Origin of the sequence: Thermaerobacter composti (genome assembly GCF_033582035.1) — a bacterium.
In the GTDB taxonomy this organism is placed as follows: domain Bacteria; phylum Bacillota; class Sulfobacillia; order Thermaerobacterales; family Thermaerobacteraceae; genus Thermaerobacter; species Thermaerobacter composti.
In genome coordinates, this window is sequence record NZ_CP132508.1 from 1,139,783 (window position 1) to 1,160,959 (window position 21,177).

16 protein-coding genes are annotated in these 21,177 nt (G+C 76.1%); 15 read left to right on the top strand and 1 reads right to left on the bottom strand.

Annotated features, from left to right (window positions below):
* Positions 1 to 51: 51 nt before the first annotated feature.
* Positions 52 to 1,737, top strand: coding sequence for a methionine synthase (locus Q5761_RS04445; protein WP_318751347.1), 1,686 nt, complete (start codon positions 52 to 54; stop codon positions 1,735 to 1,737).
* Positions 1,738 to 2,021: 284 nt separating this feature from the next.
* On the opposite strand, the gene Q5761_RS04450 is transcribed toward Q5761_RS04445, so the two are convergent.
* The gene (locus Q5761_RS04450; protein ID WP_243123260.1) at positions 2,022 to 2,540 is read right to left on the bottom strand and encodes a hypothetical protein; all 519 of its coding nucleotides are present in this window, start codon (positions 2,538 to 2,540) and stop codon (positions 2,022 to 2,024) included.
* A gap of 886 nt (positions 2,541 to 3,426) precedes the next feature.
* On the opposite strand from Q5761_RS04450, the gene Q5761_RS04455 reads away from it, so the two are divergent.
* The 14 genes from Q5761_RS04455 to rsmB all read left to right on the top strand — a co-directional run bounded on the left by Q5761_RS04455 (position 3,427) and on the right by rsmB (position 21,080).
* Complete coding sequence (locus tag Q5761_RS04455) at positions 3,427 to 6,255, top strand: cation-translocating P-type ATPase (protein ID WP_318751348.1); 2,829 nt, start codon at positions 3,427 to 3,429, stop codon at positions 6,253 to 6,255.
* Between the two features lie 17 nt (positions 6,256 to 6,272).
* The gene (locus tag Q5761_RS04460; RefSeq protein ID WP_318751349.1) at positions 6,273 to 6,446 is read left to right on the top strand and encodes a hypothetical protein; all 174 of its coding nucleotides are present in this window, start codon (positions 6,273 to 6,275) and stop codon (positions 6,444 to 6,446) included.
* A gap of 574 nt (positions 6,447 to 7,020) precedes the next feature.
* Positions 7,021 to 7,887, top strand: coding sequence for a diaminopimelate epimerase (dapF, locus tag Q5761_RS04465; protein ID WP_167758964.1), 867 nt, complete (start codon positions 7,021 to 7,023; stop codon positions 7,885 to 7,887).
* A 124-nt stretch (positions 7,888 to 8,011) separates the two neighbouring features.
* Positions 8,012 to 9,181 carry an LL-diaminopimelate aminotransferase gene (locus Q5761_RS04470; protein WP_135225261.1) on the top strand — a complete coding sequence of 390 codons (1,170 nt, stop codon included), beginning with the start codon at positions 8,012 to 8,014 and terminating at the stop codon, positions 9,179 to 9,181.
* Between the two features lie 104 nt (positions 9,182 to 9,285).
* On the top strand, positions 9,286 to 10,050 hold the full coding sequence (locus tag Q5761_RS04475; protein WP_318751350.1) for a DUF402 domain-containing protein: 765 nt from the start codon (positions 9,286 to 9,288) through the stop codon (positions 10,048 to 10,050).
* A 74-nt stretch (positions 10,051 to 10,124) separates the two neighbouring features.
* A complete protein-coding gene (locus Q5761_RS04480) occupies positions 10,125 to 11,006 on the top strand; it encodes a YicC/YloC family endoribonuclease (RefSeq protein ID WP_243123261.1) in 882 nt (293 codons plus the stop codon).
* A gap of 269 nt (positions 11,007 to 11,275) precedes the next feature.
* Positions 11,276 to 11,530: an extracellular matrix/biofilm regulator RemA gene (gene remA / locus Q5761_RS04485; RefSeq protein ID WP_013495332.1), complete on the top strand. Its 255-nt coding sequence runs from the start codon at positions 11,276 to 11,278 to the stop codon at positions 11,528 to 11,530.
* 8 nt (positions 11,531 to 11,538) lie between these two features.
* A complete protein-coding gene (gene gmk, locus Q5761_RS04490; RefSeq protein WP_135225264.1) occupies positions 11,539 to 12,216 on the top strand; it encodes a guanylate kinase in 678 nt (225 codons plus the stop codon).
* Between the two features lie 259 nt (positions 12,217 to 12,475).
* Positions 12,476 to 12,706: a DNA-directed RNA polymerase subunit omega gene (gene rpoZ, locus Q5761_RS04495; RefSeq protein WP_135225265.1), complete on the top strand. Its 231-nt coding sequence runs from the start codon at positions 12,476 to 12,478 to the stop codon at positions 12,704 to 12,706.
* 1 nt (position 12,707) lies between these two features.
* A complete protein-coding gene (gene coaBC, locus Q5761_RS04500) occupies positions 12,708 to 14,111 on the top strand; it encodes a bifunctional phosphopantothenoylcysteine decarboxylase/phosphopantothenate--cysteine ligase CoaBC (protein WP_135225266.1) in 1,404 nt (467 codons plus the stop codon).
* Positions 14,108 to 16,567 (top strand): primosomal protein N', encoded by a 2,460-nt coding sequence (gene priA, locus Q5761_RS04505; protein WP_318751351.1) that lies wholly within the window; start codon positions 14,108 to 14,110, stop codon positions 16,565 to 16,567. The genes coaBC and priA overlap by 4 nt, the downstream gene beginning before the upstream one ends.
* 71 nt (positions 16,568 to 16,638) lie before the next feature.
* The gene (gene fmt / locus Q5761_RS04510; protein WP_318751352.1) at positions 16,639 to 18,279 is read left to right on the top strand and encodes a methionyl-tRNA formyltransferase; all 1,641 of its coding nucleotides are present in this window, start codon (positions 16,639 to 16,641) and stop codon (positions 18,277 to 18,279) included.
* A gap of 304 nt (positions 18,280 to 18,583) precedes the next feature.
* Positions 18,584 to 19,267, top strand: a complete 684-nt coding sequence (locus Q5761_RS04515) for a zinc metallopeptidase (RefSeq protein WP_318751608.1) — start codon at positions 18,584 to 18,586, stop codon at positions 19,265 to 19,267.
* A 421-nt stretch (positions 19,268 to 19,688) separates the two neighbouring features.
* Entirely contained in the window at positions 19,689 to 21,080 is a 1,392-nt protein-coding gene (gene rsmB, locus Q5761_RS04520) for a 16S rRNA (cytosine(967)-C(5))-methyltransferase RsmB (protein WP_318751353.1), read from the top strand.
* The last annotated feature ends 97 nt before the right edge of the window (positions 21,081 to 21,177 follow it).

The window sequence follows — 21,177 nt, forward strand, 5'->3', positions numbered from 1 at the left end:
GGCCCCGCAACGCGGGCCGAGGGCGTCATCGCTTCCCTGGAGGTGAGGTCCATGGGCCGCAAGCCGAAGATCCTGGGCGCGGCGGTGGGCGATTGCGTCCACGTGGCCGGCGTGGTCAACTTCCTCCATCTGGCGGAGGCCCAGGGCTACGCGACCTTCTGCCTCGGGCCCGCGGTGCCCGTCGACGAGCTCTTGGGCGCCGCCCTCGAGGACGATCCCGACATCATCGCCGTGGGCTACCGCCTGACGCCGGAGACCGGCGCCCGGGTGCTGGCGGAGCTCAAGGACAAGGCCGAGCGCATGGGCCTCGCCCACAAGCGCTTCATCTTCGGCGGCGTCGGCGCCGTCTGCGACTACGCCCGACGCCTCGGCCTGTTCGAGGCGGTGTTCGACGCCGACACCACCGTCGACGAGATCATCGCCTACCTGCGGGGCGGCCCGACCCGCCAGGACGAGGTCGACTACCCGCAGACCCTGGTGGGGCGCATCGAGTTCAAGCACCCGTACCCCATCCTGCGCCACCACTTCGGTTTGCCGTCGGTGGAGGCGACCATCCGGGGCGTGGAGGCCATCGCCGAGGCCCGTTGCCTGGACGTGATCTCCCTGGGTACCGACCAGAACGCCCAGGAGCACTTCTTCCGCCCCGAGGAGATGGACCCGGACGAACACGGCGCCGGGGGCGTGCCGGTCCGCACCCCCGACGACCTGCGGGCCATCTACCAGGCGTCGCGGCGGGGCAACTACCCGCTGATGCGCTGCTACAGCGGCACCCGCGACACCCTGAAGTGGGCGGCGATGCTGAAGGAGACCATCAACAACGCCTGGTGCGCGGTGCCGCTCTTCTGGTACAGCCAGCTGGACGGGCGCAGCCGGCGGCCATTGGACGAGTCCATCGCCGAGGCGCAGGAACTGATGCGCTGGCATGCGCGCCACGGCATCCCGGTGGAGATGAACGAATCCCACCACTGGAGCCTGCGGGACGCGCCGGACACCGTCGCCGTGGCCGCGGCCTTCCTGGCGGCGTACAACGCCTACCGGTGCGGCGTGCGCACCTACGTCCAGCAGCTGATGTTCAACAACCCGCCGGGCACGTCGTTCAAGATGGACCTGGCCAAGATGCTGGCCAAGCTGGAGCTCGTGGGCGAGCTCGAAGGCGCCCGGTTCCGCGTGCTGCGCGAGACGCGCACGGGATTGTCCAGCTACCCGGCGGACCTGGACCGGGCCAAGGGGCAGATCGCCTCCTCGGTGACGGTCCAGATGGCCCTCCAGCCCCACATCGTGCACGTGGTGGCCTACACCGAGGCGAGTCACGCCGCCACGGCCGAGGACGTCATCGCCTCCTGCCGCATCGCGGAGCAGGCCATCCGCAACGCGGTCCACGGCCTGCCCGACATGCTGCGCGACCCCGACATCCAGGAGCGGAAGAACCAGCTGGTCCAGGAGGCGCGGCAGCTGCTGGAGGCGATCCGGTCCGTGGCGCCGGAGGGGACGGGCGATCCGTGGACGGACCCGGCGACGCTCAAGCTGGCGGTGGAGATGGGGCTGCTGGATGCGCCGCACCTCATGGGCAACAAGGCGGCCCGCGGGAAGGTGCGGACGCGCATGGTGGGCGGGGCCTGCGTGGCGGTGGACCCGGCCACCGGCCGGCCGCTGCGGGAGGAGGAGCGCATCGCCCGGGTGTTCGCGGATTACGAGCGGGCGATGTCCGGCGCCCCGGCGCCCCCGCCGCCGGCGTGATGCGCTCGGCGGGGGGACGCCGCAGGGCGGCGCCCTGGCGCGGGCGCGCGTCGGGTCGCGGGCGGTGGACGCTCGCAGGGTCGCACCGAATGACAGCCGCTTCCGGGGGGCTGCCACGCAGGGGTCGGTCTGCGTCGTCGACATGGACGCCGCGCCGCAATGGCAAAAGCGCCAGGAGGCTTGCTGGGCTCGCCGCGGGGTGCCTGGGGGCGCCGACCCGGCCTCCCCCTGGCGGCGACGGGGCCGGGCACCCGACCCGTCGCTGGACCGCGGCCGCCAGGGGCCTACTCGACCTCCACCTCGACGGCGACGGTGGCGGGGCCTCCCCCTCGATGGAAGAAGCGGACCTCGAGGACGTACCGGCCGGGTTCCGCCGGGGCGGGCACGGGACCGAGGCGCACGGACTGACCGGCCCGGACCGGCACCAGGGCCGTCGTCTCCGCCATCCCGTGGTCCCAGGGCTGTCGGCCTGCCGCGGTGACCCGCCATCCCTTGAGACCGCCCAGGGCACCGGTCAACTGGATCTCGTCCGACGTCCCGTTGTGCACGGTCAGCGCCATGGGCTCACCGGGCCGATACCGCGCCTTGTCGGCCGTGAGCGTCACGCCCTCCACCTCCGCGCCGCCCCCTGTCCCGGCGTCGCTTCCCCTGGGGGGCGCAGCGCCCTGGCCGTCCCCGGCCGGCGCACCACCGGGGCCGCTGACCGCCGGGCCGCCGGTGCCGAGGGCGGCGCAGCCGCCCAGCCCCGCCACCACGGCGACTGCCAGGAACAACGCCACCATGCGCCGATGCCCGCGTCCCATCCTCACCCGATCCCTCCGTCCGGCGCCCCGTCCCCGCGGGTCGGTGCCCGGGCGGGCGCCTACCCTCTTGCTACCCGTTGGACGCCTCCCTCCGCAAGCCGGTTCCCGGTCCGGGCCTGCCCGACCGAGGCCGACGGCGACCGGCGCCCGTACCCGGCCGGCCCAGCGGCCGGGCACGGGCGCCCGCCGGCGCCAAGCCCCGGTCGGGCCGCCGCCCCGGCCGGGCGGAAGCCATCCCCCGCGGCGCGGGTCGTCGGCGCGGGCCGTCGGCGTCGCCCGTCGCCGATGGCGCCCGGCGCCCAATGCCCAGCCGCGGGGGACCCCTGCGGGTCCCCGACGCGCGTCTGGAGCCATGGCGGTCCATGGCCCCGACGGGGCGCCATCGCCGCGGCGGGGCGCGGGACGCTGGCGTGTGGGCTCGCGCACCGGCTCGATGCGCCGTCCGCCACGGTCCGCCGAGGACGCCCCGGGTCGGGGCGGACGCCGATCCCCCACAGGCGCCGGCGGCCGGAAGGCCGCCGGGCTCCGGGTGCCACGGTCTGGCTTGGGGTCCGGGGTGCGATCCCCCGGCGCGAGTCGTCGCGAGCGCTTTCGCCCGGCGTCCCAGGCGGTCCTGATGCGCCCCCGGCCTAGGAACGGCGCATAGGCCCCGGAGGGGCGGCATAGGCATGGTGGGCGACCGGGGTACACGGCCCGGCGCGGCCGGCGGCTCCCGCCGGCCGCGCCGGGCCGTGGCTTGGGCAGGAGCAGGAGCGGTCCGCTCCATGCCGCGCATGCCGCGCATGCCCGCACGCAGCCGCCGCCACCCGGTCCCGCGCGGGGCTGCGCCCCGGCTCCGGCGCCCCCGGCGCCGACGACGACCCCGGGTCCGCAGGAGGCGAGAGGCGTGGTACGTTGGCCGCATCGCCCTTCCGCCCACGGCTCGCAGGCTCGCTCCGGCCCCGCCGCCGGGTCGCGGGGGGAGGCGCCGCCCTGGCACGCCTGGCCGGCCGATCGCTGCCTGGAGGCGCTGGCCAGCGACGGGGGGCGAGGGCTCACCCCCGCCGAGGCCGACCGCCGGCTGCAGCGGTACGGCCCCAATCGGCTTCGCCCCGCGCGGCGGGATCCCCTCTGGCGCAAGCTGGCCGTCCAGTTCCAGGACGTCCTGGTCCTGGTCCTGGTGGGGGCGGCGGCGCTGTCCGCCGCCCTGGGCGAGCGGGCGGACGCCGTCACCATCGTGGCCATCGTGATCGTCAACGCCCTCCTGGGGTTCCTGCACGAGCACAGGGCCGAGCAGGCCCTGGAGGCCCTCAAGGCGCTGGCGGCGCCCCAGGCCCGCGTGGTCCGCGACGGTCAGCGCCGCGTGGTGCCGGCCTCCGACCTGGTCCCGGGCGATCTGATCCTGCTCGAGGCCGGCGACCGCGTCCCCGCCGACGCGCGCCTCCTCGAGAGCCACAGCCTGGCGGTGGAAGAGGCGGCCCTGACGGGCGAGTCCCGGCCCGTCGCCAAGTCGGCCGCCGCCGCGTGCCCGCCCGACGCGCCCCTGGCGGAGCGGACGACCATGGTCTACCAGGGGACCACCGTGTCCCGCGGCCGCGCCCGCGCGGTGGTGGTGGCGACCGGCATGGCCACCGAGATGGGGCGCATCGCCGACCTCCTGCAGACCGCGGAGACGGAGCCGACCCCGCTGCAGCGGCGCCTGGCCCACCTGGGTCGGGTGCTGGTCACCGCCGCCCTGGCGGTCTGCGCGGTGGTGGTGGCGTTGGGGGTGATCCAGGGGCAGGGCCTGGCCCCGATGTTCCTCGCCGGGGTCAGCCTCGCCGTCGCCGCCGTGCCCGAGGGGCTGCCGGCGGTGGTCACCATCGTCCTGGCCCTCGGCGTCCAGCGGATGGTCCAGGCCCACGCCATCATCCGCCGTCTGCCGGCGGTGGAGACCCTGGGCTGTGCCACCGTGATCTGCTCGGACAAGACGGGGACGTTGACGGAGAACCGCATGACCGCCCGGCGCGCGGTGACGGCCAGCGGCGTCTTCGAGCGGAGCGGGGAGGGGGAGCCCTGGCGGCCCACGCCAGGGTTGGAAAGCCCGGGCCGCGGCCGGGCACCCGGTCCCGGTGGGTGGGATCCGCCGCGGGCTCCGCGGGCCGGCGCCGCCGGCGAGCTCCGGCGGCTCCTCGAGGCCGTGGCCCTGTGCAACAACGCGGTGCCCGTCTCCGCCACCGACGACCCGGTCGGCGATCCCACGGAGGTCGGCCTGGTCAAGGCCGCCTGGGCGGGAGGGATCGACGCCCGCCGCCTGCAGCGGGAGCGTCCCCGCCTGGCGGAGCACCCCTTCACCGCGGAGCGCCGCCGCATGGCCGTGGTCTGTCTGGACGAACGCGGCCGCCCCACCGGCTACGTCAAGGGCGCCCCCGAGGTGATCCTGGCGCGGTGCCGGTTCGTCTGGCGGGGTGATCGGCCGGCCCCGCTGGCCGAGGCCGACCGTCGGCGCATGGCGGCCGCCGCGGCGGCCATGGCCGAGCAGGCGCTGCGGGTGCTGGCCGTGGCGGTCCGGCCGCTGGAGCCGGGCCGCGACCCGGAGGACGAGGGGATCGTGGAGCGGGACCTGGTGCTGGTGGGGCTGATCGGCCTGATGGACCCGCCGCGCGCCGAGGTCCCCGCGGCCATCGTGCGCTGCCGCCAGGCGGGGATCCGGCCCGTGATGGTCACCGGCGACCACCCCCGCACGGCCGCCGCCATCGGCCGCGAGCTCGGGCTGCTGCGGGAGGGCGACCCGGTGGTGGAGGGCCGGGAGCTGGAGGCCCTGGACGACGAGCAGCTGGCCCGCAGGGTGGCCGAGGTCAGCGTCTTCGCGCGGGTGGCGCCCGAGCACAAGCTGCGGATCGTCCGCGCCCTGAAGCGCCGGGGCGAGGTGGTGGGGATGACGGGGGACGGCGTCAACGACGCCCCCGCCCTCAAGGAGGCCCACATCGGCATCGCCATGGGCCGCACGGGCACCGACGTCACCCGCGAGGCGGCGGACATGATCCTCACCGACGACAACTTCGCCTCCATCGTGGCAGCCATCGAGCAGGGGCGGGCCATCTACGACAACATCCGCAAGTTCATCCGGTATCTGCTGGCCTGCAACACCGGGGAGATCCTGGTGATGTTCCTGGCCCTGCTGGTGGGCCTGCCGCTGCCCCTGCGGCCCATCCACATCCTGCTGGTCAACCTGGTCACCGACGGTCTGCCCGCGGTGGCCCTGGGCCTGGAACCGGCGGAACCCGACGTGATGAACCGGCCCCCGCGCCACCCGCAGGAGAGCCTCTTCGCCGGGGGCCTGGGGCGGCGGATCGTGGTGCGCGGGGTGGTCATCGGGCTGACGACGCTGGCCCTGTTCGTCCTCGGCTGGGCGGGCGGCGACCTGGAGCGCGGCCGGACCATGGCCCTGGCGGGCCTCGTCCTGAGCCAGATGCTGCACGTCTTCGACTGCCGCTCGGAGCGGCGGTCGGCCTTCGACGTGCCCCTGTCCGCCAACCCCGCCCTGGTGGCGGCGGTGGCGTCGTCGGTGGCGGTCCTGCTGGCGGTGATCTACTGGGAGCCGCTGGCCCGTTCCTTCTACACGGTGCCCCTGCGGCCCGGCGACTGGGTGACGGTGCTGGGCGGGGTCCTCTTGCCGTGGGTCCCGTTGCTGGTGCGGCGGCATCTGCTGGGCGGGTTGCCGTCGTCCGTGGGGGCTGAGGTGCGCAGGACCTGACCCGGGGGCACCGCGGGGTGCGGACCGGCCGGCGGCCCACCCATGGGCCGTTGCGGCTCGGACTGGCCTCGAATCGCCATGTCGAGCTCCGGGCGTACCACGTGCCCCTCGGCGTCCTCATCTTCTTCGTCGCCTGGTTGACGCTGGCGGTGGTTCACGGCGTGCGCTTCCAGCCGGACGAACCCGCATGAGTTGGGGAAGCTCGACGAACCCGCACGGACTGGGAGGACTCCGCCGGGGGTGTCGCCCGGGACCATGCGCCCGGGGCCGGCGCGGGCCGGTCCGGGCGCTGACGGGCCCAGGGGAGCCGTGGGGCGACGATCTGGGACGGGCGCGTCCACCGCGGCAGGATTCGTGGTACCGGCGGCAGAGTATGCTAACATGAGTCTTGCGCGACCGCGCCGCGGCCCCGGCCGCTCCCGGCCGGGGCCGCGAGCCACCGGAGGCCTGTGGGGACCGACGTCCCTGCCGGCGCTCGGTGCGTCCCCGGGAGCCCCGGGGGCGCCCGCACGTCGCCGGGCGGTGGCTCCGGCGTCGGGGTGGACGTGCCGACGCCGGGAGCCGCCCAGGTGATCCCCGCCCTTCCCGCGGCGACCCCGTCCACGGGGTGGGGCGGGCAGCGGAGGAACCCCGGGCGGCATCCCCGGGAGCCGGCGGGGACGGTGCACCAGCGGGTGGGGGTCGCGGCCTCCGGGGCGGTGCCTGCGGCCGCCTTTTTCTTTCCAAAAACCGGAGGAGGTGGCCGCCGTGAAGGCGGCAGGCCCGGTGCGGCTGACCAAGATGCACGGCCTGGGCAACAGCTACCTGTTCCTCGACGGGATGGCCGGACCGGTCCCCCCCGACGAGGTCCTGCCCGAACTGGCCCGGGCCGTCAGCGACCGCAACTTCGGCATCGGCAGCGACGGGTTGATCCTGGTCCTGCCGCCGCGGGACCGCGAGGCCCAGTTCCGCATGCGGATCTTCAACGCCGACGGGTCCGAGGGCGAGATGTGCGGCAACGGCATCCGCTGCCTGGCGCGGCTGGTGTTCGACCGCGGCTACACCCGCGACACCGAGTTCGTCGTGGAGACCAAGGCAGGGGCCATCCGGCCGCGGCTCCACCTGGTGGACGGCCGGGTGGAGGCGGTCACGGTGGACATGGGGGTGCCGCGCCTCGAGCGGGGGGCGATCCCCATGGCGGGTCCGGCCACGGAGCGGGCCGTCGAGGTGCCCCTCCGGGTGGCGACGGGCGCCGGCTCGGCGGAGGAGTTCATCGTGACCGCGGTCTCTATGGGCAACCCCCACTGCGTGGTCTTCGTCGACGACGTCGACGCCGTCGATCTCCAGCGGCTGGGTCCGGCCTTCGAGCACCACCCCGCCTTCCCCCAGCGGGTGAACACCCACTTCGCCCAGGTGCTCGGCCCCTCGCGCGTCCGGGTGCGGGTGTGGGAGCGGGGCTCGGGGCCGACCCTGGCGTGCGGCACCGGGGCCTGTGCCGTGGCGGTGGCCGGGGCGGTGACCGGCCGCACGGGCCGCCAGGTGACCGTGGAGCTGCCCGGCGGGCCGCTGGAGATCCGCTGGGAGGAGGACGGACACGTGTCCATGACGGGGCCCGCGGCCTACGTCGCGGAGATCACCTACGACCCCCACTGAGGCCAGCGGCCGGCTGGCGGTGCCCCGGCTGCGCCCACGCCGGCACGGCCGGGGCCGGCCGAGATCCGCGGCGGGGCCTGGACCGCTCCGGGTCCCCGGCAACCAGGCGCAGGAGGTGGAGCCCATGGTGCGGCCGGCGCGACGGCTCGAGCGCATCCCCCCCTATCTCTTCGCCGAACTGGACCGCATGCAGGCCGAGGCCGCGGCCCGCGGCGTCGACGTGATCAGCCTCGGCATCGGCGATCCCGATCAGCCCACGCCCCCCCACATCGTCGCGGCCCTGCAGCGGGCGGCGGCGGACCCGGCCAACCATCCCTACCCGAGCTACGCCGGTTCGCGACGGTTCCGCGAGGCGGTGGCCCGCTGGTTCCGCCGCCGCTTCGGCGTCGAGCTGGATCCCGAGGGCGAGGTGCTGGCCCTGATCGGCTCCAAGGAGGGCCTGGCGCACCTGATCTGGGCCTACGTGGACCCCGGCGACGTGGTGCTGGTGCCGGACCCCGGCTACCCGGTGTACAAGGCCCACACCCTGCTGGCGGGGGGCGAGCCGTACGTCGTGCCCCTTCAGGAGGAACGCGGCTGGCTGCCCGACCTGGATCGCGTCCCCGCCGACGTGGCGCGACGGGCCAAGCTCCTCTTCCTCAACTACCCGAACAACCCCACCGGGGCCGTGGCGGACGAGGCCTTCTACCGCCGGGTGGTGGAGTTCGCCCGCGCCCACGACGTGCTGGTGGTCCAGGACGCGGCCTACAGCGAGGTGGGCGAGCCGGGTTACCGCGCCCCCAGCATCCTCCAGGTCGACGGCGCCCGCGATGTGGCCCTGGAGTTCCACAGCCTGTCCAAGCCCTACAACATGACGGGCTGGCGCATCGGCTTCGCCGTGGGACGTGCCGACCTCCTGCGGCCGCTGGCCACGCTGAAGACCAACACCGACTCCGGTCAGTTCACCGCGATCCAGGAGGCGGCCATCGTGGCCCTGGAGGAGACGCCGCCCACCTGGTTCCAGCGGCTGGCGGAGCTCTACGACCGGCGGCGGCGGTTGGTGCTGGACGCCCTGGCCGCCGCGGGCATCCAGGCCTCGCGGCCGCGGGCCACCTTCTACGTCTGGGCCCGGGTGCCGCAGCGCTTCGCCAGCGACGGGGAGTTCGCGACGTTCCTGCTCAAGGAGGCGGGCGTCGTGGTCTCGCCGGGTTCAGCCTACGGCGATCACGGGGCGGGGTACTTCCGCATCTCGCTCACGGTCCCCGACGACCGCCTGGCCGAGGCCATGGAACGCTTGCAGCGCGTGCTGGCCTGAGGGGATCGGGTGCGGTGCCAGCAGGGCCTCGTTTCGCCGGGGACGGGATGGCCATGGCGCGTCCGCCGTGCGCAGGCCCCGCGGCCGGCGGTCCGAGCCGGCCCGTGACCGAGGTGGAGGTCGAGGCTCGGCTCGCCACGGGGGGTCTCAAGGCCACCTGGCAGGGCGTGATGGTCGAGGGGCCGGGTTGGTGGTGCGTGGCCGCGATCTGGACCCGCAGGCCCACCCAGGCGGGTCCCCTGACCTTCGCGCCCGGCGACCGCCTGCTCGAGGTGTACTGGGCCGACCGGTGGTACAACGTCTTCCGGGTGGCGGCGCCAGAGCCCGCGGGCCGCCTGCGGCGCGGCGCCCGGCGGCTCAAGGGATACTACGTGAACCTGGCGACGCCGGCCCGGTTGGGGGAGGCGGGGACGGCGGCCTGCCGGCGCCCGCCGGCGGGCGCCGGCAGGCCGCGGCTCGTGTACGTGGACGGGGTGCTGGACGCGGTGGTGTTGCCGGACGGCCGGTGGCGGTGGCTGGATCGCGCCGAGTTCCGGCACCTGCTCGGCCTGGGCGGCCGGGGCCGCGGGACTGCGCGGTGCGGGTCCGCGACGGCGGGCGCCGGTCCAGACGCCGGGGCGGGCGGCCCGGCGCGAAGCGCTGGCGCCGGGCCTGACGAGGCCACGGGGACGGTCGACCGGGCCGCGTGGATCGCCGCCGCGCGCCGCCTGGCCGTCCGGTTGGCGAGGGACGCGCAGGCCTTCGTGGCCGGGCTCGTCCCGTGGGACGATCTGGAACGGGCCCTCGACGGGGCCGGGACGGTCCCGGTGGCGCCTGGTGCGGACCACCGCCAGCCTGGGACGGCGGGCCGGGAGCGGGCCCCGGGCTAGGGGACCGGCCGCCGCGCGGGACGGCGCCCCCGCGCCCGCGGCGGCCGGCTCGGGAGCACACCGTAGCGGGGAGGATGGGCGTGGTCCGCAGCATGACGGGGTTTGGGCGCGCCAGCGCCCAATCGGGGCAGTACCGGCTGGGGGTGGAGGTCCGCACGGTCAACCACCGCTTTCTCGACGTGGCCGTGCGACTCCCGCGGGAGTACGCCGGCCTCGAAGAGAGGATCCGGCGTGCGGTGGCGCAGCACATCGAACGCGGGCGTGTCGACGTGTCCGTGCGCGTGGATCGCCTGACATCGCCCGTCAGGGCGATTCACGTTGACAGGGAACTGGCGCACGCGTATTATGAGGCGTTGAAGGAGCTGCGGCGGTCCTTGCGCCTGCCGGGCAGCATCGACGTCGACATGCTGCTCGGCCTCCCCGACATCCTGCGGGTGGAGCATGCCGAGGACGACGTGGATGCCCTGTGGGGCGACCTGGAGCCGGCCCTGGCCGAGGCGCTGGGACAGGTGGTCGCCATGCGCGAGGCCGAGGGCCGCGTCCTCACCCGCGACCTGGAAGAACGCGCCGCCCGGGTGGAGCGCCAGGTGGAGGCCATCGCGGGGCGGGCGCCGGCGGTGGTGGAGGCCTATCACCGGCGACTGCAGGCCCGGCTCGAGGAGTGGGGCCTCCAGGCCGTCGACCCCCAGCGGATCGCCGCCGAGGTGGCGTTGATGGCCGAGCGCAGCGACATCAGCGAGGAGTGCGTCCGGCTGCGCAGCCACTGCCGTCAGTTCCGGGCGCTGCTGGCGGGGGGCGGTCCGGTGGGACGGCGCCTGGAGTTCCTGCTGCAGGAGATGCACCGCGAGATCACCACCATCGGGGCCAAGGCCGGGGACCTGGAGATCGCGGGTCGGGTGGTCGACGTGAAGGCCGAGCTGGAGAAGATGCGGGAGCAGGTGCAGAACGTGGAGTGACGGGGGAGCGGGGGCATGGCCGGGACACCGGCCCCGGGGGGCCGGGTTCGTCCGAAGGGGCCGGGTCCGCCCGAGGGGGCGATGCGCGGCGGGTGGGGCGGCCGGTCGCGGTCGCCCAGGGCGGCGGTGCCGCGCGGTGCGGCGCGGCGGAGGCCGGAGCGAAGCACGAGGGTCGGGAGACCCACATCGGCAGCACGAGGGTCGGGAGACCCACGAGGGTCAGGAGACCCGGTCGCAAGGCGGGCGGGAAGGGAAGGGACGGTTCGTCCATGGACATCAAGCTGGTCAACATCGGCTTCGGCAACATCGTCTCGGCCCATCGCATCGTCGCCATCGTCAGCCCGGAGTCCGCGCCCATCAAGCGCATGGTCAGCGAGGCGCGCGACGACGGGCGGCTCATCGACGCGACCTACGGGCGACGGACGCGGGCGGTGATCATCGCCGACAGCAACCACATCATCCTGTCGGCCGTCCAGCCCGAGACGGTGGCCCATCGCCTGCTCAGCGCGCGTGAGGGCGAGTGAGGGAGGCCATGGAAGCGGGCCGAAGGGATGCCGCCCGGACCGGCCGGCGCCGCAGCGACGGCGATCCCTGGCCGGGCTTGATGATCGTCCTCTCCGCACCCTCGGGGGCCGGCAAGGGCACGATCCGTGAACGGCTGCAGCAGCGCCTGCCCGATCTGCTCTACGCCGTCTCGGTGACCACCCGGCCGCGGCGGCCCCACGAGGTGGACGGCGTGGACTACCACTTCGTGACGCCCGAGGAGTTCCAGCGGCTGGTGGAGGCCGGCGAGCTGGTGGAGTGGGCGCGGGTCTACGGCAACTACTACGGCACGCCCCGGGAGCCCATGGAGACCTGGCTCCGCGAGGGCCGCGACGTGATCTGCGAGAAGGACGTCCAGGGCGCCCTCAAGCTGATGGACATTTACCCCGAGGCGGTGTATATCTTTGCGATGCCGCCGTCGCTGGCGGAGCTCAAGCGGCGGCTGGAACGGCGGGGCACCGAATCCCCGGAGGCCAGGCGCCAGCGGCTGGCCAGCGCCGACATGGAGATGGCCTGCGTCGACCGGTACGACTACGTGGTGGTCAACGACGACCCGGACCGGGCCGCCGACGACATCCTGGCCATCATCCGGGCCGAGAAGCTGCGGGCCCGCCGGCAGCGGCACCTGGTGGAGCAGGTGCGGGCGGGCGGGCGCATCGGCGGCTAGCGGGCCGTGGTGCGGGGCAGCGGTCGGTCAGCCGCCCGCAACCTGGCCCGGGCGGCCGACGCGGGCCACGGGCGGCGGGTGGAGCTGCGGGCATGCCTGCCGTCGTGGGCGGGTCCGTCGGCCAAGGGGGGCCGCGGGGGGTCGGGCAAGGGCCGGCTCCGCGGCCGGCAGTCCGGTGCACGAGGCCGTCACCGCGTCCCGGGACCGCTCGGGCAGCGGCCGGTCCGGGGCGGGAGAGGGAAAGGGGGACGAAGGGGCGATGGAGCGTCAGAAGCGGGGCGAGTCTCCCCGGGTCACCCTGGACGAGTTGCTGGAGAAGGTGGACAGCAAGTACACCCTGGTCGTCCTGGCCGCGCGGCGTGCCCGTCAGCTGGTGGACGGCGCGGAGCCGGTGGTCGAGTCCCAGGCGGCCAAGCCGGTCACGGTGGCCCTGGAGGAGCTGGCGGCGGGCAAGCTCTCCTACGTGCCGGGCAAGGCGGGCATCAAGTGAGATGGCGCCGGGGGAGGGGACGCCGCACGCCAGCCCCCTGGCCGAGCGGCGGGTGATCCTCGGGGTGTCGGGCGGGATCGCCGCCTACAAGGCGGCAGAGCTGGCCCGCCGTCTGCAGGAGCGGGGGGCCCGGGTGGTGACGATCCTGACCGCCGGGGCCGCCCGCTTCGTCACGCCCTTGACCTTCGCCGCCCTCACCCATGAGCCGGTCTACACCGCCGACGACCTCTGGACGCCGCGACGCGGCGTGGAGCACGTGCGCCTGGCCGACGAGGCCGACCTGGTGATCGTGGCGCCGGCCACCGCGCACCTGCTGGGCCAGCTGGCGGCGGGGATGGCCGGCGACCTCCTCACCACGGTGATCCTGGCCACCGGCCTGCGGGTGCCGGTGCTGCTGGCGCCGGCGATGAACAGCCACATGTGGGCGCACCCGGCGGTCCAGGCCAACGTGGCGCGGCTGCGGGCGTGGGGATACCGGGTCATGGATCCGGAGCACGGCCCGTTGGCGGAGGGGTACGCCGGGGTCGGGCGCATGCCCGAGCCGGCCGCCATCGTCGCGCGGGCCGAGGCCCTGTTGGCGGCGCGTCGCGACCTGGAGGGCCGGACGGTGCTGGTCACCGCCGGTCCGACGCGGGAGCCCCTGGACCCCATCCGCTTCCTGAGCAACCGCTCGTCCGGCAAGATGGGCTTCGCCCTGGCCGAGGCGGCCCGCGACCGCGGCGCCCGGGTGGTCCTGGTGACCGGTCCCGTCCACCTCCCCGACCCCGCCGGGGTGCAGGTAATCCGGGTGGAGACGGCGGCCCAGATGCTGGAGGCGGTGCTGCGCCACGCGCCGGCGGCCGACGCGGTCATCAAGGCGGCGGCCGTCGCCGACTTCCGGCCGGCTCGCCCGGCGGCCCACAAGATCAAGAAGGAGGCGGGGGCGCCGGTGGTGGAGCTGGAGCCGACGCCCGACATCCTCAAGGAGCTGGGGCGCCGCAAGGCGCCGGGCCAGGTGCTGGTCGGGTTCGCCGCCGAGACCCAGGACCTGCTGGAGAACGCCAACCGCAAGATCCGGGAGAAGAACCTGGATCTGATCGTCCTCAACGACGTGACCCAGCCCGGCGCCGGGTTCGAGGTCGACACCAACATCGTCACCCTGGTCTACCGCGACGGTCGCCACGAGGCGCTGCCGCCCATGCCGAAGCGCCAGGTGGCCGACGCCATCCTGGACCGGCTGCCTTGGCCACGCGTCCGGCGGGAGGCCGACGCCGGCGACCGCACCGGGACGGAGGCCGGCGAGCCGTCGCGGGACGGGGAGCGGCGGGACGTCGCCGCGGGGCGGGGCGCGGCGCCGTCGGCGCCACCGATGGCCAAGTCCCGCGGATCCGGCGGCGGGACCGCGAGGGGAGGCGCAGGGTCGTGACCACGCCGCGGACGGGGGGATCGGACCCGGCGGCCATCGCCGCCGGGTCCGCGCCGTCCGGCGCCGGGGGGACGGCCGCCGACGGCCGGTGTCCTCCCGTGGCGGAGGTGGTGGTCGACATCGTCGCCCCCGACGTGGACCGCGTGTTCCACTTCCTCGTGCCTCCGGGACTCCGGGACCGGCTGGAGGTGGGACACCGGGTGACCGTGCCCTTCGGCCCCCGTCGGGTGGAGGGGACCGTGGTGGGCTTCACCGAGCAGCCGGGCGTGCCGCCTGAGCGCCTGCGCCCCATCGCCGCCCTGCGCGATCCCGTCCCCGTCCTGACCCCCGCCCTCATCGATCTCGCCCGCTGGATGGAGGACCGCTACCTCTGCCTGTTCGTCCAGGCGCTGCGCGCCATGTTGCCCCCCGGGGCGCGCGGCGATCGGGTGCGCCTGGCGCCCCGCCGTTGGGTGCGCCTGCTGCTGGACCCGGCGGAGGCCCGCCATCGGGCCGAGACCCTGGCCCGGCGGGCGCCGCGGCAGGCCGCGGTGCTGGAGCGCCTCGCCCAGGCGGCTCCCGCCGCGGTGCCCCAGGGGCCGCTGCTGGCGGCCGCCGGGGCGGGCCCAGAGGCGGTCAAGGCGCTGGCCCGCAAGGGGTGGGTCGCCGTGGAGGAGCGCGAGCCGGAGCCGGACGAACCGGCCGCGGCGTCAGAGCCGGCGGCGCGGCCGCCGGCTCTGACGCCGGAGCAGGCGGCGGCCTGGCGCCGCCTGGAGGCGGCCCTGGCGGCCGTGCTGGGCGACGCGGCGGCCGGCGACGCCCCGCCGTCCGGCGGGGGCGTCGCCGCCCGCCGCGGCCGGGGAACCGGCCCCGGCGCGGCCCGCGGCGGGCCGGCGCCCGAGCCCGCGGCCTTCCTCCTGCACGGCGTCACCGGCAGCGGCAAGACGGAGATCTACCTGCGGGCCATCGCCGCGGCGCTGGCCCGGGGCCGCGGCGCCATCTGCCTGGTGCCGGAGATCGCCCTGACGCCGCAGACCGTGGCGCGCTTCCGGGCCCGCTTCGGCTCGCGGGTGGCGGTGCTGCACAGCGCCATGACCCCGGCCCAGCGGCTCGCCACCTGGCGGGCCATCCGCGCCGGGCGCAAGCCGGTGGTGGTGGGGGCGCGCTCCGCGGTCTTCGCCCCCGTGCCCAACCTCGGCCTGATCGTGGTGGACGAGGAGCACGAGACCAGCTACAAGCAGGAGGAGGCGCCGCGGTACCACGCGCGGGAGGTGGCCCTGGCCCGGGCGCGGCTGGAGGGGGCGATGGTGATCCTGGGCAGCGCCACCCCCGCGGTCGAGACGTACCACCGGGCCCTGGAGGGCGAACTGGGGCTGCTGGAGCTGGGGCGGCGCATCGGCGAGCGCCCCCTGCCCGCGGTGGAGATCGTGGACATGCGGCGGGAGTTCGGGCTGGGGCATCGCGCCCTCTTCAGCCGCCGCCTCGTGGACCTGCTGCGGCAGCGGCTGGCCGCGGGCGAGCAGGTGCTGCTCTTCCTCAACCGCCGCGGCTACCACACCGTGCTCCTCTGCCGGGAGTGCGGGTTCGTCCTGCGCTGTCCCCACTGCGACGTCACGCTGACCGTGCATCAGCTGGCCTCGGGGCGGCGGGTCTGCCGGTGCCACTACTGCGACCACCGCCAGGTGCCGCCGGCGCTGTGCCCCCGCTGCGGGGGCGTGGCCCTTCACCCCTTCGGGCTCGGCACCCAGAAGGTGGAGGAGGCCGCCCGGCGCCTCTTCCCCGGCGCCCGCATCCAGCGCATGGACGCGGACGTCACCGCCCGGCGCGGCACCCACGAGGCCATCTACCGGCGGTTCGCCGCGGGGCAGATCGACATCTTGATCGGCACCCAGATGATCGCCAAGGGCTGGGACGTCCCCGGCGTGACCCTGGTCGGCGTGGTGTCAGCCGACACCGCGCTGCACATGCCCGACTTCCGACGGCAGGAGCGCACGTTCCAGCTGTTGGAGCAGGTGGCGGGCCGAGCGGGGCGCGGGCCCCGGCGCGGCCTGGTGCTGATCCAGACCTACAGCCCCGACCATCCCTGCCTCCAGGCGGTGGCGCGCCACGACTACCGGGCGATGTACCGCCTGGAGGCCGCGGAGCGCCGCGAGCTAGGGTTTCCGCCCTTCGGGCATCTGATCCGCGCGGTGGTGGCCGGGCCCGAACGGGCGCCGGTGGAACAGGCGGCCAGCCGGCTGGCGGCCGCGTGGCGGCGGGCGGTGGACGAGGCGGCGGTGCCGGGGGCACGGGTCACCCCCGCGGCCCCGGCGCCCATCGAGCGGTTGCGCGGTCGCTGGCGCTGGCACGTCCTGGCCCGGGCCGTCGACGGCGCGGCCCTGCGGGCCGCCACCCGGGCGGTGATGGAGCGGCTGCGCGAGGCGTGGCCGCGGGACGTGCAGGTCCAGCTGGACGTGGATCCCTTCAGCATGCTATAGCCCGGCGCGTCCCCGCCGGTCGTGCGGGCCCTGGGAACAGGTAAAATCGAAGTTGGATGGGAGGGATGCCGATGGCCGAGGGCCCGCGGCGGCAGGGGCGGCGCGGGGACCGGCGACCGCAGGCCGAGCCGCTGCCCATCGTCAAGGGCGCGGACCAACCGGTGTTGCGGACGCCGGCCCAGCCGGTCCCCAAGGTGACGCGGGAGATCCGGCGGCTGCTGGACCGCATGGCGGCCACCATGTACGCCGCCGACGGGATCGGCCTGGCGGCCCCGCAGGTCGGCGTCTCCAAGCGCATCATCGTGGTCGACGTCGGCGACGGGCTGATCGAGCTGATCAACCCCGAGATCGTGCGCCGGGGCGAGGCGACGGAGGCCGGCTACGAGGGCTGCCTCTCGCTGCCGCGCATCCTGGCGGAGGTGGAGCGGCCCACGTCCGTCCAGGTGACCGGCCTCGATCGGCGCGGTCGCCGCGTCTGGGTGGAGGCGGAGGGCCTGCTGGCCCGGTGCCTGCAGCACGAGATCGACCACCTGGACGGCGTGCTGATCACCGACCGCGCCCGCAAGGTGGTGGAGCTGCCGCCGGAGAGCGAGCTGCGGGTGGTCTTCATGGGCACCCCGGCCTTCGCCGTGCCCAGCCTGGAGGAACTCCTGCGGCGGCAGGTGCGGGTGGTCGGCGTGGTCACCCAGCCGGACCGCCCCCAGGGTCGGGGGCTGGCGCCGGCGGCGCCGCCGGTCAAGGTGGTGGCCCAGGCGCACGACCTGCCCGTGCTGCAGCCCGAGCGGCTGGACGAGGCGGTGGTCGCGCAGCTGGAGGCGTGGCGGCCCGACCTGCTGGTGGTGGTCGCCTACGGCAAGATCCTGCCGCCCGCGGTGCTGGCGGTGCCGCGGCTGGGGGCCATCAACCTCCACGCCTCCCTGCTCCCCCGCCACCGCGGAGCGGCACCGATCCAGCGGGCGATCCTGGCCGGCGACCGGGTGACCGGCGTCAGCACCATGTGGATGGACGAGGGCCTGGACACGGGCGACATCATCCTCCAGCGGGAGGTCCCGCTGGACGAGGCGATCACGGCGGGCCAGCTCCACGACCGTCTGGCCCGGGCGGGTGCCGAGCTCCTGGGCGAGACCCTGCGCCTGGTGGCCGAGGGCAAGGCGCCGCGCCGTCCCCAGGACCCGGCGCAGGCGACGTCGGCGCCCAGGTTGCGGCCCGAGGAGGAGTGGGTGGACTGGAACCGGCCCGCCGTCGAGGTGGCCCGGCGGATCCGCGCCTTGGATCCGCGGCCGGGCGCCCGCACCCTCTGGCGCGGTCGGATCCTCAAGCTGTTTGGCGCCACCGTGACGCCACCCCGGGCGGCCGCGCCGGGGGCCGACGGGGCCAAGGCGACCGGGGCCGGAGGCGACCGGGGGCCGGAGCCCCGCGGCGGGCAGGGAGGGGCGGCGTCGGCGGATCCACCGGCACCGCCGCCGGGGACCATCGTGGCCGTGCGGCCCGAGGCCGTGGCCGTGCAGTGCCTGGACGAACCGGTGTGGATCCGCCGCCTGCAGCCGGCGGGCCGGCGGCCCCTGACGCCCCGGGAGATGGTCAACGGCTACCGCTTGGCCGTGGGCGAGCGCTTGCTCGCCCCGGCGGAGGCCGGTTCGTCCGATGCGGCGTCCGCCGGCCCGGCGCCCCACGGCCCGGGCGTCGAGGCCGTGGAGGCCCGCGGCCGCTAGGGTCGCGGCCGGGATGCTGCGCCGGACCTCCCCTCCGCCGGGGATCTGGGGTCGGCCGGGCTGCGGTCCCGGCGGCGGAGACCCGGCCTCGGGCGGTGGGCGGTCGACGGGCCCGGCTTGGCGGGGGGCGGCGCGGTGGGGCTCGCGGCGCGCCGTGCCGAGCGGAGCCCGGGCGCCGGGGTCGACGCCCCACCCGGTCCGGGCGCCAGGGCGTGAGCGGGCCGGGACGCCGGCGGCGAGCGGTGCCCTCGCCGCCGCCGGCGGGAGCGCAGGTTGACTTGGTTTCCGAAAGGAGGGCGTGGACGTGTTCGTCTTCGACCCCCTGTACATGCTGTTCGTCGGGCCGGCCCTGCTGCTGGCGCTGTGGGCGCAGAGCAAGGTCTCGTCGGCCTACGCCACCTACGCCCGGGTGCGGGCGGCCAACGGCCTCACCGGGGCGGAGGTGGCGCGGCAGCTGCTGCGCCAGGCGGGGATCGACGACGTGCGGGTCGAGCCCATCGGCGGGCGGCTGACCGACCACTACGACCCGCGCAGCAAGGTGGTGCGCCTGTCGGAGGGCGTCTACTACGGCTCCACCGTGGCGGCCCAGGGGATTGCCGCCCACGAGGTCGGCCATGCGATCCAACACGCCACGGGGTACGTGTGGCTCGGCCTGCGCAACGCCATCATCCCCGCCACCCAGTTCGGCTCGCAGCTGGCGTTTCCGCTGTTCTTCCTAGGACTCATCCTGAACCTGACGTCGCTGGTCGACCTGGGCATCCTGTTGTTCAGCCTGGCGGTGCTGTTCCAGGTGATCACCCTGCCCGTGGAGTTCAACGCCTCCAGCCGCGCGCTGGCGGCCCTGGCCGGCGGCGGCTACCTCCGCGGGGAGGAGGTGCGGGGCGCCCGGGCGGTGCTGCAGGCGGCCGCGCTGACCTACGTGGCGGCCATGGTGATGGCGGTGATGCAGCTGCTCTACCTGCTGGCCCTGCGCGGGCGCCGGGAGTGAGGCGATGATCGCAGCGGGTGACGGCCAGCGGGGGGCGCCGGCGGGGCGCCCCCTCGACGTGGAGGGCGCAGGGGGCGACGGGACGCGGGGGGAGCCGGGCGGCGGCACCGGTGGCCCCTCGTCGGGCGCGCCCCCCGGCGCGGCGCCGCCGGCCGCACGGCCACCGGTGCCCACCGGCGCCCACCGCGCCGCCGTGGGCGGCGGCACGGCAAAGGACGCCGCGGCACGGGCCGGGGAGGGTGCGCCGGCGCGGCCTCCCGTGCCGGCGGGTGCAGGCGGCGTGGGGCGCCAGGGGGCGCCGGGCGCGGCGGGGGCCCCGGTCCGCGCCGGCGTGGCGACGGGCGCCGGTGACCCGGGGCGCGCTCCCGTGGCCCCACGCGCAGGCGACGCGGCGCGCCCCCGCACGCCGGGGGGTGCGAGGGTGCCGGCGCGCCCCCGCACGCCGCGGAGCGGCGGCGCCGTCAGCGGCCGCGACGCGGCCTTCCAGGCGCTCCTGGCCGCGGAGACGGGGTCGGTCTACGTGGACCAGGCCCTGACCAGGGTCCTGCGTCGGGCCGCGCTCTCCGCCCGCGAGCGGGCGCTGGCCACCGAGCTGGCCTACGGCGTGGCCCGGCGCCAGGGGACGCTGGACTGGGCCCTGGCGCACTTCTCCCGCCGGGCGCCGGAGCGCCTGGACCCGCCGGTGCGGGTCGCCCTGCGGCTGGGCGCCTACCAGCTCTGGTACCTGGACCGCATCCCCGCCCACGCCGCCGTGGACGAGTCCGTCCGGCTGGTGCGCCGCCACGGCCCGGCCTATGCCGCCGGGTACGTCAATGCCGTCCTGCGCGCCGCCGGCCGCCGCGGCTTCCCCCACGCGGCCGTGCCGCCGCGGGAGCGGGACCTGGCGGGCCACCTGGCCCTGGTCCATGCCCACCCGCGGTGGCTGGTGGACCGCTGGCTGGCCCGGCTGGGGCCGGAGGAGACCGAGCGGCTGCTGGCGGCCAACAACCGGGTCCCCCCGCTGTCGGCCCGCGTCAACCGGCTGCGCGCCGAGCCCCAGGCGGTGGCCGCCGCCCTGGCCGACCGGGGGGTGCCGGTGGAGCCGGGCCGGTTCGTCCCCGAGGCCCTGCGCATCGGCCACGGCGTGCAGCCGGCGGAGCTCGAGGCCTTCCGGGAGGGGGCCTTGACGTGGCAGGACGAGAGCTCCATGCTGGCGGTGCACGTCCTCGACCCCCAGCCGGGGGAGCTGGTGGTGGACGTGGCCGCCGCCCCGGGCGGCAAGTCCACCCACATCGCCGAGCGCATGGGCGACCGCGGCCGGGTGGTGGCCTGCGACGTCGATCGGCGCCGGCTGGCCAAGGTGGGCGAGGCGGCCCGGCGGCTGGGCCTGCGATGCATCGAGCGCCTGGCGTTGGACGGGCGCCGGTTGCCCGAGCGGCTGGGCGGGCGAGCCGACCGGGTCCTGGCCGACGTGCCGTGTACCGGCCTGGGCGTCATCGCCCGGCGACCCGACCTGCGCTGGCGCAAGGCGCCGGGGGACGTGGAGGCCCTGGCCCGGCTGCAGCGGGAGCTGTTGCGGGCCGCGGCGGCCTGCCTCCGGCCGGGGGGCGTGCTGGTCTACAGCACGTGCACCACGGAGCCCGAGGAGAACCAGCAGGTCGTCGAGGCGTTCCTGGCGGAGGCGGGCGGCGCCCTGGTCGCCGAGGACCTGCGGCCCTGGCTGCCGGCGCCGCTTCAGGACGAACCCGGCACCGAGCGAGGCTGGATCCAGCTCTGGCCCCATCGCCACGGGGTCGACGGGTTCTTCATCGCGCGGCTGCGGCGGGTGCGGTGAGCCGAAGCCCCGGTCCGGGCGGCCCGGCAGTCGAAGCCCGGGGCCGGGCGGCCCGGCGGCCTTGGCGGCCCGGGGGACGATGCCGGGGCGGGGCCCG